The following is a 15,387-nucleotide window of genomic DNA, read 5'->3' on the forward strand; positions in this document are numbered from 1 at the left end:
GCCGCTAGCCGAACAGCGGCATCTGGCGCGTGTCGGCGGGTGCTTCCCTGCCCCGGGGCTCGCGGGGCGGCGGCCTGAACAACCCCGTATCCAGTTCGATGCGCCGGTCCGCCAGCCCATGCCGGCGCGCGGCGCGCCCGAAGCGCTGCGCGACCAGGTCGGCCCAGATGCCCTGGCCGCGCATGCGGCTGCCGAAGCGCGCGTCGTTGAGCTTGCCGCCGCGCAAGTCCTCCAGGCAGTGCAGCACTCTAGCCTTGCGGTCGGGGAAATGCGCGTCCAGCCAGTCCGAAAACACGTCCTTGACCTCCCAGGGCAGGCGCAGCATGGTGTAGAAAGCAGCCCGCGCACCGGCTTCCTTGGCCGCTTCCATCACGTGTTCGATGTGGTCGTCAGTGATGAAAGGGATGACCGGCGCGAGCGAAACGCCGACCGGCACGCCGGCGCCGGCCAGCGTCCGGATGGCATCCAGCCGCCGCCACGGCGCGGCCGCGCGCGGTTCGAGCGTCCGCGCCACGCGTCCGTCCAGCGTGGGTATCGAGACATAGACGGCGACCAGCTTCAGTTCCGCCAGTTTCGCCAGCAGGTCGACATCGCGCGCGACCAGCCCACCCTTGGTGACCAGCGAGACGGGGTGCCGGGTTTCCAGCAGCAGTTCCAGTAGCCCCCGCGTCAGCTTCCACTGGCGTTCGATGGGCTGGTAGGCGTCGGTGGCCGAGCCGATATTGATGACGTCCACCCGGTAGCCCGGACGCCCCAGCTCGGCCCGGAGTGCCTCGACCGCATTGGCCTTGGCGACCAGCCGGGTCTCGAAATCCAGGCCGGGCGACCAGCCCAGGTAGGCGTGCGTGGGTCGCGCGAAGCAGTAGACGCAGCCGTGCTCGCAGCCGCGATAGGGATTGATGGCCCGGTCGAAGGGGATGTCGGGCGAATCGTTGCGGGACAGGATCTTGCGCGCGCGTTCGATGGCGACCTCGGTCCTGAGCGGGGGCGGCGCTTCTTCCGGAGCGGCCCAGCCGTCGTCGACCGCGTCGCGCTGGTCGCCCTCGAACCGGTGCCTGACGTTGAGCACGGCCCCGCGCCCGCGCTGCGGCACGGGGGGCGCCTGGGGGTAGCCGTCTGGCGGCAGATCATCGTTTTCCACCCGGGATACTGTATATCTATACAGTATCCCGACACAATCGACTGTTGGTCACACAACAAAAAATATTTTATTAAAAATATATAATTTCTATAATTAATTAGAAATTAATGAGACGAGCCATGCACCACCCCCCACTCCTCGCGCAACCTCCCCTGCCTTTTCCCGCCGCGCAGCGCTATGAAGACACGGTGCTGGAATGGGCTCGCGGCCTGGATGCCAGTTCCCTGCGCGCCCGGGACCAGGCCTACGGGCCCGATCCCCAACACCGCTACGACGTGTTCGCCGCCGCTGGCATGCGCGACGCGCCGGTGCTGGTGTTCTGGCACGGCGGCGGCTGGACCAACGGCTACAAGGAATATGTGCACTTCATGGCCGAGGCCGTGATCCGGCGGGGGCTGGTGTTCGTCGCGCCTACCTACCGGCTGGCACCCCGCCACCGGCTGCCCGCCGCGTACGACGATGCGGCCCTGCTGCTGGGCGAGTTGCGGCGAACCGTGGGCAAGTGGGGGGGCGATTGCCGGAATCTCTATCTATCGGGACACTCGGCCGGCGGCGGCACCGCGGCGATGGCGGCCCTGCGCAAGCCGGCGCTGGAACAGGCGGGCGTGCCGCCCGGCGACATCCGCGGCTGCCTGCCCATCAGCGGCGTCATGGACCTGCACGACCCCCGCCCCGAGCCCGGCAGCCTTGAAGAACGGGTGTACTCCACCCTGCTGGAGCAGCCGTGCGAGGACGCGCTGATGAGCGCCATCAGTTGGACCGCCGGCAATCTCGTGCCGATGATGTCGAGCTACGGGGAACGGGACAGCGCCCGCGTGATCGGCGCCAACACGCGCATGCACGAACTGTTGAAACGCCAGCCCGCCGGGGCCGGCCTGCATGCCTGGCAGGACCTGGATCACTTCGACACCCACCTGATGCTGGCCGACCCGGCCCACGCCTGGTACGGGCAGTTGGAGTCGCTGGTGGCGCGGACCTGCCGCTAGCGCCTATTCGGCGAAGCGCTCGCCCAGCACCTGTGCGGTCCGCATCAAGTGGGTGCGCAGCAGCTCGCAGGCCAGGCCGGCGTTGCGGGCCAGGGCGGCCTCCATCAACTGCGCGTGTTCGCTCATCACATCGTCCTCGAGTTGTTGCGCCGAGGCCGTATAGGCCAGCCGGATCCTGCGGTAGCGTTCGGAATGATCGATCAATTGCTCGTCGATGCGCATCAGCCACTTCGACCGCGCGGCGGCCAGCAGCGCGGCGTGGAAACCCCGGTGGGCCGCTTCCCACAGCTCCACCGCCACCAGGTCGTTGGGATCCTGGGGCAGGCGCGCCCGCGTCAGCTTGTAGTAGGCGGCCGTGATGCTGGCGCCCCAGTCGTCGTCGCCGTGTTCGATCGCGTCCTGGAGCAGCAGCGTCTCCACCGAGGTGCGCGCATGCATCAGGTCGAGCATGTCCTCCTTGGACAACGGCGACACGCTGAAGCCGCGCTGGCCATCGTTGCTGACCAGGCCTTCGCCGGACAGCTGCATGAGGGCTTCGCGTATGGGGCTGATGCCCAGTTCGTAGCGCTGCTGCAAGGCCTGCAGCCTGAGCTTCTGGCCGGGCGCCAGCGCGCCGGCGATCACGTCGGCGCGCAGGTGCTGGTACGCCCGTTCGGACATGGTCTCCGAAGGTGCCTTGGGGGCGGGCGTCCGGGCCTTGGCGGGCGTTTCGGCTGATCGCATGAGGTACCGCTCCGACGACGGTTGAATATATACAAAATACGTTATTCATAAATTTTAGCCCATGACCTTGTTTCATGGGTGGTTCGCGTAAGGCCAGGGTTTTTCCCTAAATTCATACAACAACAAATAATTTATATTTTCCACACTTCTTATATTTTAAGTAGTTCATATAAATTACTCCTAGGGCTTACAGGGATGGCCATGACCGATCTCGCAAGACGCACCACGCTCGCCGCCTTCGCCGCGGCGGTTTCCCTCGCCGCGCTGTCCGCTCCCGCCGCGGCGGCCGGCTATCCCGACAAACCCGTCAAGATCATCGTCGCCTATCCCGCGGGCGGCGACACCGACGTCCTGGCCCGCTGGATAGGCGAGAAGCTCAGCGCCAAATGGGGCCAACCCGTCGTGGTCGAGAACCGCAGCGGCGCGGCCGGCTCGATCGGCAGCGCCTACGTGGCCCGAGCCGCCGCCGATGGCTACACGCTGCTGCTGGCGCCCAACACGCTGGCCATCGTGCCGCACGTCCTCAAGCCCGGCACCGGCGCCGACTACAACGCCCAGGCGGACTTCACGCCCATCGCGGAGATCGGTACGCAGTCGCTGTTCCTGGCCAGCTCCCAGCAATCCGGCGTGAAGTCGGTCAAGGAAGTGGTGGCGGGCGTGAAGGCGGGCACGCTGCAAAGCTATGCCAGCCCCGGCGCGGGATCGCCCATGCACATCCTGGCCGAACTGTTCGACAAGGCCGCCGGCACCCGGATCAACCAGATCCCGTATCGCGGCAGCGCGCCGGCCATCGTCGACCTGGTGGGCGGACAGGTCCCGCTGATGTACACCACCCTCGGCCCCATCACCTCGTACGTCGCCAACGGCAAGCTGCACCTGCTGGCCGTGGCCGACCCGCAGCGCTCGCCCTTCGCGCCCGAGGTCCCCACTTTCGCCGAGCTGGGCTACAAGAACGTCGAGGTCGGCGCCTGGCAGGCCCTGCTCGGGCCGCGCGGCTTGCCGGCCGAGGTCGTGCAGAAGCTGAACGCGGCGGTGAACGAGATCATCCGGATGCCGGACATCGTTTCCCGCGCGGCGGTGATGGGGCTGACGCCCACGGGCGGCACGCCCGACGCGCTGGCCCGGCGCATCGCCGCCGAGGACACCCGCTACGCCCGCATCATCAAGGAATTCGGCATCCAGGCCAACTGAGCGCCGTACGCGGGCGACCACGCCGGGGGGCTGGTCGCCCGCGCCCCTCCCCTGCCCACGCACGGGCACGCTTTCTCCTTTGGAAGACAACAATGTTCAAGGTCGGTCACACCACCATGAAGCGGTACGCGTTCGCCTGCCTGCTGGCGGGCGCGGGCTCCGCCCACGCCCAGACCACGGGCGTCACCCTGTACGGCATCGCCGACATGGGCTTCGTCCATGAAAGCGGCGCCGCCGACGGCTCGCGCAACAAGCTCACCAGCGGCATGATGTCCGGCTCGCGCCTGGGTTTCCGCGGCCAGGAGAACCTGGGCTCGGGCCTGAGCGCCTTCTTCGCGCTGGAGGCCGGCGTCCTGATGGACACCGGCATGTCAGGCCAGGGCGGCACCCTGTTCGGCCGGCAGGCGCTGGTCGGGCTGGGCACGCCCTATGGCCGCCTCACGCTGGGCCGACAATACACCACGCTGGCCGTGGCCCAGGCGGAACTCGACCCGTTCTCGACCGGCATGGCCGGCACGTCGGCGAACCTGATCTCGGCCGGCGGGCGCGGCGGCAGCAACCGCTTCGACAACGCGGTGAAGTACAACTCGCCGTCGCTGCACGGCCTGGAACTGGAGGGTTCGTACGCGCCGGGCGAGACCACGAACGGCAGCCAGAACGACCAGTACGGCGCTGCGCTGGGCTATGTGCGCGGCCCCTTGCGCGGCAAGATCGCCTACGCCTATGCCAAGGACGCGAACGGCCCCGGCAAGGACGCGAAGGAAACCTTCCTGGGCATCCGCTACGACTTCGGCCCGGTAATCGGCTACCTGAACTACGTCATCAACCGCGGCGCCATCGTGCCCGGCACCCCCAACTACAAGTCCCAGGACATCCTGGTGGGCGCGGTGGTACCGATCGGCCAGGGGCGGCTGATCCTTTCCTACATCAACAAGAACGACCGGTCGGCCGACAACTTCGACGCGCAGCAATACGCGATCGGCTACGTTTATTCGCTGTCCAAGCGCACCAGCCTGTACACGTCGTACGCCTATATCGACAACAAGGCCTCCAACACCTCGCCCACGGGCTTCTACCGGGTGTGGAACGCCAACGACATCGGCAACATGACGGCGGGCAACCGCGCGTTCAGCGTCGGTATCAACCATCAGTTCTGAGCGCCACGGCGCGATGAAGGAGCAAGCCATGCACGACGTTCCCCCCATCGGCAAGGAGGTCGCCTACGTCACCGGCGGCGCCTCGGGCATCGGCTACGCGGCGGCCCGGCGCCTGGCCCTGGCGGGATTCAGGGTGGCCCTTCTGGACCTGGGCGAGGACCGGGTCCGGGCGGCGGCGGGGGAATTGTCGGCGCTCGGGCTGGACGCGCGCGGCTACGTGGCCGACGTGCGCGACCGCGAGACCGTGGCCGGCATCATGGATGGCGAAGGCCGCGTCGACGTGGTCGTCTGCGCGGCGGGCGTCTACACGCCGCGCCAGTTCGACGAAATCTCGGACGAGGATTTCCGGCGCACCGTCGACGTCAACCTGCTGGGCGTGTTCGTGCCCGCGCAGGAAGGCGCCCGCCGCATGCTCCCCGGCGGTCGCATCGTGACGGTATCGTCGCGGGGCGCGCTGGGCGGCTACGGCTTCGCCGACTATGTCGCCTCCAAGGCCGGGGTGATCGGCCTGACCCGGGCCATGGCGCTGGAACTACGCGCGCGCCGCATCGCGGTCAATTCGATCGCGCCCGGCTTCACCGATACCCCGATGACGCGCACCATGCCACCCGACCAGTACGCGAAAGCCGTGGCGCTGGAGCCCGGCGGCGCGCCGGCGACGCCGGACGACATCGCCGTCGCCATCGAGTTCTTCGCCTCGCCCGCCACGAAGTTCATTACCGGCCAGACCTTGTTCGTGGACGGCGGCAAATCGCTGGGCGGCCTGGGCATCTAGCATCCAAGGCCGGCGGTTTACACTTCCGGCCATGAGTTCCCCTCTATTGCTGACGCCGGAACAGCGGCAGATCGTCTCGCATGCCGGCCAATTCCTGCTGATCGACGCCGTGGCCGGTTCGGGCAAGACCACGACCCTGGCCCAGTGCGTGGCCTATCGCGAGCGCCAGGGCATGCCGGCCGATGGCATCCTCGCGCTGGTTTTCACCGAGGCCGCCCGGCAGGTCTTCCTGCAGCGCCTGGCTCAGGCCGGCGCGTCGCGCTCGATCCGGGTCGCCACCTATGCGGAGTTCGCGCGCGGGCTGCTGGCCGACTGGCAGGCGCAAGGCCTGATCGACGGCACCCAGGACTACCTGCCCGACGCCGAAGCCATGCGGCCCTGCGTGTTCGAAGCCATCGAGGAAGCCGCGGCCGACCCGCAGGCGGATCGGGAATACGGCTACGACCTGAACAACCTGCACGCCGAGATCGTGATCAACCAGTTGTCCCGGCTCAAGGGCACGCTGGCGTTCGCCCGCTTCGAGGACGTCTCCGACGCGGAACTGGCCGACGAGTTCGACCTGCCGCGCGGACTGCTGTCCATCTGCCGCACCTACGAACGGCTGCGCCGGATCGATGCCGGGTACTTCGCGTTCCAGAGCGAGCACGATCTCGTCACCGACGTGCTGGCCATTGCCGATGAACTGGGCGAGATCGTGCCCCTGCCCTGCCCCGCGCTGGTCGTGGCGGACGAATGGCACGACGCCAACGCGGCCCAGATCAGCCTGCTGCGCAAGCTGACCGGCCCGCGTACCCGCATCATCGCGGCCGGCGACAAGGAGCAGGTCGTCCACTCGTGGAACGGCGCCGATCCCCGCTACATGGGCGAGGCCTTCGAGCATCTTTTCCCCGGCACCCGGCGCCTGCCGCTGACCAACTCGTTCCGCTGCGGCGCGACGCTGGGCGCGTGCGCCCAGGCCCTGACGGCCCAGGTCTTCCAATCCGGGCGGGAGGAAGATACCGAGGTCGAGGTCGTGCGCTACGGCACGGGACCGGAAGACGACTGCTGCCGCCAGGTGGTCGATGCGCTGGCAGGCCTGGTCGAGTCGGGCGCCGCGCGCAGCCTGGCCGACTGCGCCGTCGTGCTGCGCGACGCGCACCAGAGCATCGCCCTGGAGAACGCGCTGATCGCGCGCGGCCTGCCCTATGCCATGGACGGCTGCCAGAGCTATCTCGACCGCATCGAGATCCTGATGCTGCGCGGCATCCTGCACATCGCCCGGCTGTCGATGGCGCCGGTGCGCGAGCGCGGCGACGTCAAGGCCATCCTGCGGGCGCTGGGCCTGTTCGCGGGACTGGACTATACGGAAAGCGAGTGGGCGGACGCCGAACGCACCATCGCCACCGACCCCGAGACCATCCGCTATTTCTACAGCGGCCGGCTCAGCCGCGCCACGGACGCGCAGGAAACGGTGGATCCCGCCACCCGCCGCTGGCGCGCCCGCTTCGCCGAGGTCTGCGACCACCTCATCGCCCAGGCGCTCTCGCTCTCGGCAGGCGAGTTGCTGGCCCATGCCGCGACCGAGCTGCAACTGGCCGACGTCACGCGGCGCCTGTTCGTGCACCGGCTGGACGCCCAGGCCGTTACCCGCTCCATCGATGGTTTCATCGCCTATGCCCGTGCTACGGGCCTGGACGCCGCCGGCCTGCTGGACCACCTGCACCAGGCCCAGCGCCGCAGCGGCGCGCTGAAAAAGAACCGGCAACCGCTCGCCGTGACCACCGCGCGCGCGGCCAAGGGCAAGGAATGGCGCTTCGTGCACATGCCCTTCGTCGCCGACGGCGAATTTCCGCAGGCGCATGCCGATCCGGCCGAGGAACGCCGGCTGTTCTACGTCGCCATGACGCGGACCAGCGAGAAGCTGTTCCTGTATACGCCGCAAGGCCACGACAGCCATTTCATCCGTGCGCTGGACCTGCCCGCGGCGCGTGCGGCCGCGCGCGCCCGGCCGGCCGCCGCCGTCGCGCCGGCCACGCCACCCCGCGTCTACCTGGACGTGCCCTACGGCGAAAAGGACGCGGCCAAGCAGTTGGGCGCGCAGTGGGACAACGTGCAGCGCAAATGGTGGATCTCGCCGGCCATGCCGCGCCGGCTCTTCGCCAAGTGGCTGCCCGCCGACGGCGGCCCGGGCCGGCAGTGAAACCCTCTTCCGATCCCGGCATCGTCATCCGCGGCCTGATGCTGCTGGCGGCGCTGGCATGCCTGGCGCTGGGCATCGTCGGCATCTTCGTGCCCGGCCTGCCGACCACGGTCTTCATCCTGATGGCGGCCTGGTTCGCCGCCCGGGGGTCGCCCCGCCTGCTGGCCTGGCTGGAACGCCACCCGCTCTTCGGCGCCATGATCCGCAACTGGCGCACCGACCGCTCCGTCAGCCGCCGCGCCAAATGGAGCGCCACCGCCACCATGGTCCTGTGCGCCGCCATCCTTTTCATCGCCCCCGTGCCACGCTGGACGGCCGGGCTGTCCACCGCCATCATGCTGGCGGTGGCCGTGTGGCTATGGCGGCGGCCGGAACCCCGCTAGCCGCGCGTCAGGCCTGGGCAGGAGAAAGCCGGATCAATCCGGCCGCGGCCGTCTGGTGCGTGGCTTCGTCGATCAGGATGAAGGCGCCCGTGGCCGCAATGTCGTCGTAGGCGTCCAGCGCCAGCGCGTCGCGGGTGGCGATTTCCACACGGCCGATGTCGTTCATCGCGAACGGCGTGTCGGCGGCCGGGACTTCCCCGAGTTCGTGGATGTCGCGCCGCGCCAGCACCGACTTGATCCTGGCCGAGGTCAGGCGGGTGCCGTGCTTGAGCAGGTACTTGCGTGCGGGATTCAGGGCCTGCGTATCCAGCCAGCAGATCTCGGCCTGGAACTGCCGTGCGACAAAGGCCGGCGCCGACGCGTGCACCAGCACGTCGCCGCGCGACACGTCCACGTCCTCGTCCAGCACGACGGTAACGGAGTCGCCGGCGATGGCGCCCTCTACCTCTCCGCCATGGACGACCAGCGACTTCACCGTCGCCGCCACGCCCGAGGGCTGGACCAGCACCCGATCGCCCACGGCCAGCGAACCGCTGGCCAACTGCCCCATGTAGCCCCGGAAATCGTCGGCCCGGTCGCCGCCATGGCGCGCGACCAGTTGCACCGGAAAGCGCAGGGCCTTGTCCGAATCATCCGCGCGCGCTTCCAGCGCCTCGAGCAGCTCGAGCAGGGCCGGCCCCTGGTACCAGGGCGTGCGCTGGGACTTGCCGACGACGTTGTCACCCGTCAGCGCCGACAGCGGCAGGACGTGGAAGCCGGCGATGCCCAGCCTCGCGGCCAGCGCCGCATAGGCGCCGCGGATGCGTTCGAACACCTCGCGGTCCCAATCGACCAGATCCATCTTGTTGACCGCCACCACGATGTGGCGGATGCCCAGCAGGTGCGCCAGCGTGCTGTGGCGCTTGGTCTGCGTCAGCAGCTTGCCGTCCGCCGCCCGGGTCGCGTCGATCAGGATGATCGCGACGTCGGCCGTGGACGCGCCGGTCACCATGTTGCGCGTGTACTGCTCGTGCCCGGGGGCATCGGCGATGATGAACTTGCGCACCGGCGTCGAGAAATAGCGGTACGCCACGTCGATCGTGATGCCCTGCTCGCGCTCGGCCTCGAGCCCGTCGGTCAGCAGCGACAGGTCGATGGTGTCGCCCACCGTGCGCTTGTACTTGGCGCGCGAGATCGCGTCGAGCTGGTCGGCGAAAATGCCCTTGCTGTCGTACAGCAGCCGGCCGATCAGGGTCGATTTACCGTCGTCCACCGAACCGGCGGTGATCAGGCGCAGCACGCCCTTGTCGGCGGCGGAGAAGAATGCGGAATCGGTCATGGCGTTCATCAGAAATATCCTTCCTTCTTGCGGCGCTCCATCGAGGCTTCCGAGGTCTGGTCGTCCATCCGGGTGGCACCGCGCTCGGTGATGTCCGTCACCGCCGTCTCGGCGATGATGGCCAGCGGGTCCGCCGCCTCGGAGGCCACCGGGCAGGTGCACGAGATGTCGCCCACGGTACGGAAGCGCACCGTCAGGTTCTCGACCGATTCGCCGTCCTGCGGCGGGGTGAGCGGCGTCACCGGCACCAGGAGGCCCTTGCGCCGGACCACGTCGCGCTGGTGCGCGTAGTAGATCGACGGCAGCGCGAGGTTCTCGCGCGCGATGTATTGCCACACGTCCAGCTCGGTCCAGTTCGAGATCGGGAACACGCGCATGTTCTCGCCGGCGTGGACCCGCGTGTTGTACAGGTTCCAGACCTCGGGGCGCTGGGCCTTCGGGTTCCATTGGCCGAACTCGTCGCGGAACGAGAAGATGCGCTCCTTGGCGCGCGCCTTTTCCTCGTCCCGGCGGGCGCCGCCTATGCAGGCGTCGAAACCGAATTCCTCGATCGACTCCAGCAGCGTGACCGCCTGCGCGGCGTTGCGTGAATCGGTCTCCTTGCGCAGCACGACCGAGCCGCGCGCGATGGAGTCCTCGACGCTGCGCACGATCAGTTGCTCGCCCAGCTCGGCGGCGCGGGCATCGCGGAAGGCGATGACCTCGTCGAAGTTGTGTCCCGTGTCGATATGCATCAGCGGGAACGGGAACTTGCCGGGCCGGAAGGCCTTTTCCGCCAGCCTGAGCAGCACGCAGGAATCCTTGCCGCCGGAAAACAGCAGCACGGGCCGGGCGCATTCGGCCGCGACTTCGCGCATGATGAAGATGGCTTCGGATTCCAGCCAGTCGAGATGGCTGCGCGTGGTGTTCAGGATAGCGGGCATGATTCAGCCTGGTTGCTTGGTTGTGACGACGGAGACCGGGATGGCCGACAGGTTGCCGGCGTGCAGTCCGCACTCCTTGGAGTCGGACGATTCCCACCACCAGCGGCCCGCGCGCAGGTCCTCGCCGGGCCGGATGGCGCGGGTACAGGGTTCGCAGCCGATCGAGGGATAGCCCCGGTCGTGCAGCGGGTTGTAGGGAATGTCCAGCGCGCGGATGGCGGCCCAGACTTCTTCCTGGGTCCACAGCGCGAGCGGGTTGTACTTGTGCAGCCCGAACACGGGATCGGGTTCGTCCAGCGGCAATTCGCCGCGGGTCACGGCCTGTTCGCGGCGCTGCCCGGTGATCCACGCGCCCCGCCCCGCCAGCACGCGCCGCAGCGGCTCGACCTTGCGGATCTCGCAACAGGCCTTGCGCAGTTCCACGCTTTCGTAGAACGCGTTCAGGCCGTGGGCGGACACGTATTCCTCGACGGCGGCCGGATCGGGCCGCACGATGCCGATGGCGCGGCCGTAGCGCCCGGCGATGCGATCGATCATCGCCACGGTCTCGGCGTTGAGCCGGCCGGTGTCCAGCGTGAAGATCTCGATGGGCAGCCCGCCATCCAGGATGGCGTGGGTCAGGACCATGTCCTCGGCGGCCAGCGACGAGGCCAGCGCCACGTCGGCATGCGCGCGGGCGATGCCGTCCAGCCGGTCGATCAGTTCGGACCAGCGTTGCGAGGGGAAGGAAGAAGCGGTCACGGCGGCCATGGCTCAGGTAAGGAAGACTTGCGCGTTGCGCGGCTTGACGACCAGCGCCTCGCCGCCCTTCAGGTCAAGTTGGCGGAAGACCTCGGCGGGCAGCTCCACCTCGACCGGCTGGTCCGATCCCTGGCGAGTGAGTTCCAGGTAGGCGCTGGGGCCCGACAGATACGCGCGGTTGAAGGTGGTGACCAGGCCGATGTCGCCGTCGCTGTAGCGCTGCACGTCGAACTCGTGCGGCCGGATGTAGGCGGTGGCCTTGGCGTGCTGGGCGTCGGCCAGGTCGGGCGTGGGGATGGTCAGCCCGTCGGCGTGCAGCACGCCGGCATGGGCCTGGCCGTGGAACTGGTTGACGTCGCCCAGGAAGCCGTAGACGAAGGGCGTGGCGGGCCGCTCCCAGACCTCGGTGGGCGTACCCACCTGCTCGATGCGGCCGGAGTTCATCAGGACCACCCGGTCGGCCACTTCCAGCGCCTCTTCCTGGTCATGGGTCACGAACACGCTGGCCACGTGCAGTTCGTCGTGCAGGCGCCGCAGCCAGCGGCGCAGCTCCTTGCGCACCTTGGCGTCCAGCGCGCCGAACGGCTCATCCAGCAGCAGCACCCGCGGCTCCACGGCCAGCGCCCGCGCCAGCGCGATGCGCTGGCGCTGCCCGCCCGACAGCTGCGAGGGGTAGCGGTCGGCCAGCCAGTCGAGCTGGACCAGGTTCAGCAACTGGTGGACCTTGTCCTTGATCTGCGTCTCGGAAGGCCGCTGGCCGCGCGGCTTGACGCGCAGGCCGAAGGCCACGTTCTCGAACACGGTCATGTGGCGGAAAAGCGCGTAGTGCTGGAACACGAAACCGACCTGGCGTTCGCGCACGTGCACGTCGGTGGCGTCCTCGCCCGAGAAATAGACGCTGCCTTCGTCGGGCGTCTCGAGCCCGGCGATGATGCGCAGCAAGGTCGTCTTGCCGCAGCCCGACGGCCCGAGCAGCGCGACCAGTTCGCCCGATTCGATGTGCAGGGACACATCCTTGAGGGCATGGAAGTTTCCGAAATGCTTGGAGAGATGACGAACTTCGATACTCATGTCTTTTACCTTTCCGGGACGGTCAGCCGGCCGCCTTCAGTTGCAGCGGCGCGGCGCCTGGAAATTCGGAGGGGAGCGCCAGGTCCTTGAGCTGCCGGCCGCCGCGCCACTCGACCACGCTCTTGAGAACCAGCGTGACCAAGGCCAGCAGCGCGAGCACCGAGGCAACCGCGAACGAGGCTTGATATGCATATTCGTTGTAGAGGATTTCCACGTGCAACGGAATGGTGTTGGTCAGGCCGCGGATATGGCCCGATACCACCGATACCGCGCCGAATTCTCCCATGGCCCGGGCATTGCAGAGAATCACGCCGTACAAGAGACCCCATTTGATGTTGGGCAGCGTCACGCGGCGGAACATCTGCCAGCCGGAGGCGCCCAGGGTAAGCGCCGCTTGTTCTTCCTCGCTGCCCTGGGCCTGCATCAGCGGAATCAGTTCGCGGGCGACGAAGGGAAAAGTCACGAACAGCGTGGCCAGCACCACGCCCGGGACGGCATAGACGACCTTCAGTTCATTGGCGTTGAGCAGCGGCCCCAGCCAGCCGTGCGAGCCGAACAGCAGCACGTAGATCAACCCCGCGACCACCGGCGAGACCGAGAACGGCAGGTCGATCAGCGTGACCAGCGCCTGCTTGCCGCGGAACTGGAACTTGGTGATGGCCCACGCCGCCGCCACGCCCAGCGCCAGGTTCAGCGGCACGGCGATGGCCGCGACCAGCAGCGTCAGCCGGATCGCGGCCAGCGCGTCGGGCTCGATCAGGGCCTCGGCATACAGCTCCCAGCCTTTCTTCAACGCCTCGGAAAACACCACGGCCAGCGGCAGCAGCAGGAACAGCGCGAGAAAGCCCAGCGACGCCGCGAGCAGCAGGCGCCGCACCCAGGCGGGCTCATCGAGGTGGACGGGCAGGTTGGCGGCACTCATACGTTCTTTCCCAGGCCTCGCCGCGCCTGCCACCATTGCAACAGGTTGATGAACAGCAGCAACACGAAGGACAGCAGCAACATGACCAGCGCGATCGAAGCCGCGCCGGCATAGTCGTACTGTTCGAGCTTGGTGATGATGAGCAGCGGCGTGATCTCGGACACCATGGGCATGTTGCCGGCGATGAACACCACCGACCCGTATTCGCCGACGGCGCGCGCGAAGGCCAGCGCGAAGCCGGTCAGCAAGGCGGGCAGGATCGTGGGCAGCAGGACTTTCAGGAAGGTCTGCAACCGGCTGGCGCCCAGGCTGGCCGCGGCTTCCTCCAGCTCGCGCTCGGCATCCTCCAGCACCGGCTGCACTGTCCGGACCACGAACGGCAGGCCGATGAAGATCAGGGCCACGACCACGCCCAGCGGCGCATAGGCCACCTTGACGCCCAGCGGTTCCAGCCAGCGGCCCATCCATCCGTTCGAGGCGTACAACGCGGTCAGGGCGATGCCCGCCACCGCGGTCGGCAGCGCGAACGGCAGGTCCACCAGCGCGTCGACGACCTTCTTGCCCGGGAACTCGTAGCGCACCAATGTCCAGGCCACGGCCAGCCCCGCCACCAGGTTGACCAGCGCCGCCAGCAGCGCGGCGCCGAAGGTCAGTCGGTACGAGGCCAGCACGCGGGGGGCGGTCACCGCCGACCAGAACGTCTGCCAGTCCAGGGTCGCGCTCTTGAAGAACAAGGTGGACAGCGGGATCAGCACGATCAGGCTCAGGTAGAACACGGTGAAGCCCATGCTCAGCCCGAACCCGGGCAGCACACCGAAGCGCTGCGCCCGCCTGGGCCTGGCCGGGAGCGGGTGCAGGATGCCGAGGGTGGAAACGGAGGCCTTCAACGCTTGCCCGGCTGGTAGAGCTGGTCGAACGTGCCGCCATCCGCGAAGTGGGTCTTCTGGGCCTTCTTCCAGCCGCCGAAAACGTCATCGATCGTGATCAGGTTCACCTTGGGAAAGGCCGACGCGTATTTGGCGGCCACCTCGGGATTGCGGGGACGGTAGTAGTTCCTGGCGATGATCTCCTGCGCGTCCTTGGTGTACAGGTATTCCAGGTAGGCCTGCGCGGCCTGGCGCGTGCCCTTCTTGTCGACGTTCCTGTCGACCACGGCCACGGGCGGCTCGCACAGGATGGACAGCGAGGGCGCGACGATGTCGAACTTGTCCGGACCCAGTTCCTTCAACGACAGCAGCGCCTCGTTCTCCCAGGCCAGCAGCACGTCGCCCTGGCCGCGCTCGACGAAGGTCGTGGTCGCGCCGCGGGCGCCGCTGTCCAGCACCGGCACGTGCTTGAACAGCTCGGCGATGAACTCGCGCGCCTTGGCTTCGCTGCCGCCCGGCTGCTTCAGCGCATAGGCCCAGGCCGCCAGATAGTTCCAGCGGGCACCGCCCGATGTCTTGGGATTGGGCGTGATGACCGAGACGCCCGGTTTGATCAGGTCGCCCCAGTCCTTGATGCCCTTGGGATTGCCCTTGCGCACCAGGAACACGATGGTCGAGGTATACGGCGAGCTGTTCTGCGGCAGCCGCTTCTGCCAGTCGGCCGGCAGCAGGTTGCCGCGCTCGTGCAGGGCGTCGATGTCGTAGGCCAGGGCCAGCGTGACCACGTCGGCGTCCAGGCCATCGATGACCGAGCGCGCCTGGGCGCCGGAGCCGCCGTGGGACTGGCGGATGGTCAGGTCGACACCGGCCTTTTTCCTGTATTCGGCCGCGAAGGCCTTGTCCAGATCCTTGTACAGCTCCCGCGTCGGATCATAGGAGACATTCAGCAGGGTCTGCTTCTGCTGTGCCGCAACAGGCGACACGGCCGCCGCCATGGCCAGCACGGCAACA

Annotated in this window: 15 protein-coding genes; 6 read left to right on the forward strand and 9 right to left on the reverse strand. The window is 68.0% G+C overall.

The window, feature by feature from the left end; translation table 11 throughout:
• Positions 1–4 precede the first annotated feature (4 nt).
• Positions 5–1,141, reverse strand: a complete 1,137-nt coding sequence (locus WKR98_RS26170) for a PA0069 family radical SAM protein (protein WP_341435078.1) — start codon at positions 1,139–1,141, stop codon at positions 5–7.
• Between the two features lie 119 nt (positions 1,142–1,260).
• Here WKR98_RS26170 and WKR98_RS26175 point away from each other — a divergent pair, with 119 nt between their 5' ends.
• The gene (locus tag WKR98_RS26175) at positions 1,261–2,127 is read left to right on the forward strand and encodes an alpha/beta hydrolase (protein WP_341435079.1); all 867 of its coding nucleotides are present in this window, start codon (positions 1,261–1,263) and stop codon (positions 2,125–2,127) included.
• Positions 2,128–2,130: 3 nt separating this feature from the next.
• On the opposite strand, the gene WKR98_RS26180 is transcribed toward WKR98_RS26175, so the two are convergent.
• Complete coding sequence (locus WKR98_RS26180) at positions 2,131–2,850, reverse strand: GntR family transcriptional regulator (RefSeq protein WP_124688685.1); 720 nt, start codon at positions 2,848–2,850, stop codon at positions 2,131–2,133.
• Positions 2,851–3,051: 201 nt separating this feature from the next.
• On the opposite strand from WKR98_RS26180, the gene WKR98_RS26185 reads away from it, so the two are divergent.
• The 5 genes from WKR98_RS26185 (at position 3,052) to WKR98_RS26205 (ending at position 8,535) form a co-directional block, all read left to right on the forward strand.
• Positions 3,052–4,041 carry a Bug family tripartite tricarboxylate transporter substrate binding protein gene (locus WKR98_RS26185; protein ID WP_124688684.1) on the forward strand — a complete coding sequence of 330 codons (990 nt, stop codon included), beginning with the start codon at positions 3,052–3,054 and terminating at the stop codon, positions 4,039–4,041.
• Positions 4,042–4,133: 92 nt separating this feature from the next.
• Positions 4,134–5,198: a porin gene (locus tag WKR98_RS26190; RefSeq protein ID WP_341435080.1), complete on the forward strand. Its 1,065-nt coding sequence runs from the start codon at positions 4,134–4,136 to the stop codon at positions 5,196–5,198.
• Positions 5,199–5,226: 28 nt separating this feature from the next.
• On the forward strand, positions 5,227–5,973 hold the full coding sequence (locus WKR98_RS26195; protein WP_161567749.1) for an SDR family NAD(P)-dependent oxidoreductase: 747 nt from the start codon (positions 5,227–5,229) through the stop codon (positions 5,971–5,973).
• 31 nt (positions 5,974–6,004) lie between these two features.
• Entirely contained in the window at positions 6,005–8,152 is a 2,148-nt protein-coding gene (locus tag WKR98_RS26200) for an ATP-dependent helicase (RefSeq protein WP_341435081.1), read from the forward strand.
• 38 nt (positions 8,153–8,190) lie between these two features.
• Positions 8,191–8,535, forward strand: a complete 345-nt coding sequence (locus tag WKR98_RS26205; protein ID WP_341435140.1) for a YbaN family protein — start codon at positions 8,191–8,193, stop codon at positions 8,533–8,535.
• Between the two features lie 7 nt (positions 8,536–8,542).
• Here WKR98_RS26205 and WKR98_RS26210 read toward each other — a convergent pair whose 3' ends face one another.
• From WKR98_RS26210 to WKR98_RS26240, 7 genes are read right to left on the reverse strand one after another with little or no spacing between them, the layout of a single operon-like run.
• Positions 8,543–9,862 carry a sulfate adenylyltransferase subunit 1 gene (locus tag WKR98_RS26210; RefSeq protein WP_341435082.1) on the reverse strand — a complete coding sequence of 440 codons (1,320 nt, stop codon included), beginning with the start codon at positions 9,860–9,862 and terminating at the stop codon, positions 8,543–8,545.
• Entirely contained in the window at positions 9,862–10,776 is a 915-nt protein-coding gene (gene cysD, locus WKR98_RS26215; RefSeq protein WP_124688678.1) for a sulfate adenylyltransferase subunit CysD, read from the reverse strand. The genes WKR98_RS26210 and cysD overlap by 1 nt, the downstream gene beginning before the upstream one ends.
• Before the next feature lie 3 nt (positions 10,777–10,779).
• Complete coding sequence (locus tag WKR98_RS26220; RefSeq protein ID WP_445936166.1) at positions 10,780–11,526, reverse strand: phosphoadenylyl-sulfate reductase; 747 nt, start codon at positions 11,524–11,526, stop codon at positions 10,780–10,782.
• A gap of 3 nt (positions 11,527–11,529) precedes the next feature.
• Positions 11,530–12,588 carry a sulfate/molybdate ABC transporter ATP-binding protein gene (locus tag WKR98_RS26225; RefSeq protein ID WP_341435084.1) on the reverse strand — a complete coding sequence of 353 codons (1,059 nt, stop codon included), beginning with the start codon at positions 12,586–12,588 and terminating at the stop codon, positions 11,530–11,532.
• Between the two features lie 22 nt (positions 12,589–12,610).
• Positions 12,611–13,510: a sulfate ABC transporter permease subunit CysW gene (gene cysW / locus WKR98_RS26230; protein WP_341435085.1), complete on the reverse strand. Its 900-nt coding sequence runs from the start codon at positions 13,508–13,510 to the stop codon at positions 12,611–12,613.
• Entirely contained in the window at positions 13,507–14,370 is an 864-nt protein-coding gene (gene cysT / locus WKR98_RS26235) for a sulfate ABC transporter permease subunit CysT (protein WP_341435141.1), read from the reverse strand. The genes cysW and cysT overlap by 4 nt, the downstream gene beginning before the upstream one ends.
• Positions 14,371–14,393: 23 nt before the next feature.
• Positions 14,394–15,371 (reverse strand): sulfate ABC transporter substrate-binding protein, encoded by a 978-nt coding sequence (locus WKR98_RS26240; protein WP_341435142.1) that lies wholly within the window; start codon positions 15,369–15,371, stop codon positions 14,394–14,396.
• Positions 15,372–15,387: the final 16 nt, after the last annotated feature.

Source organism: Pigmentiphaga sp. YJ18, assembly GCF_038066655.1.
Lineage (GTDB): Bacteria > Pseudomonadota > Gammaproteobacteria > Burkholderiales > Burkholderiaceae_B > Pigmentiphaga.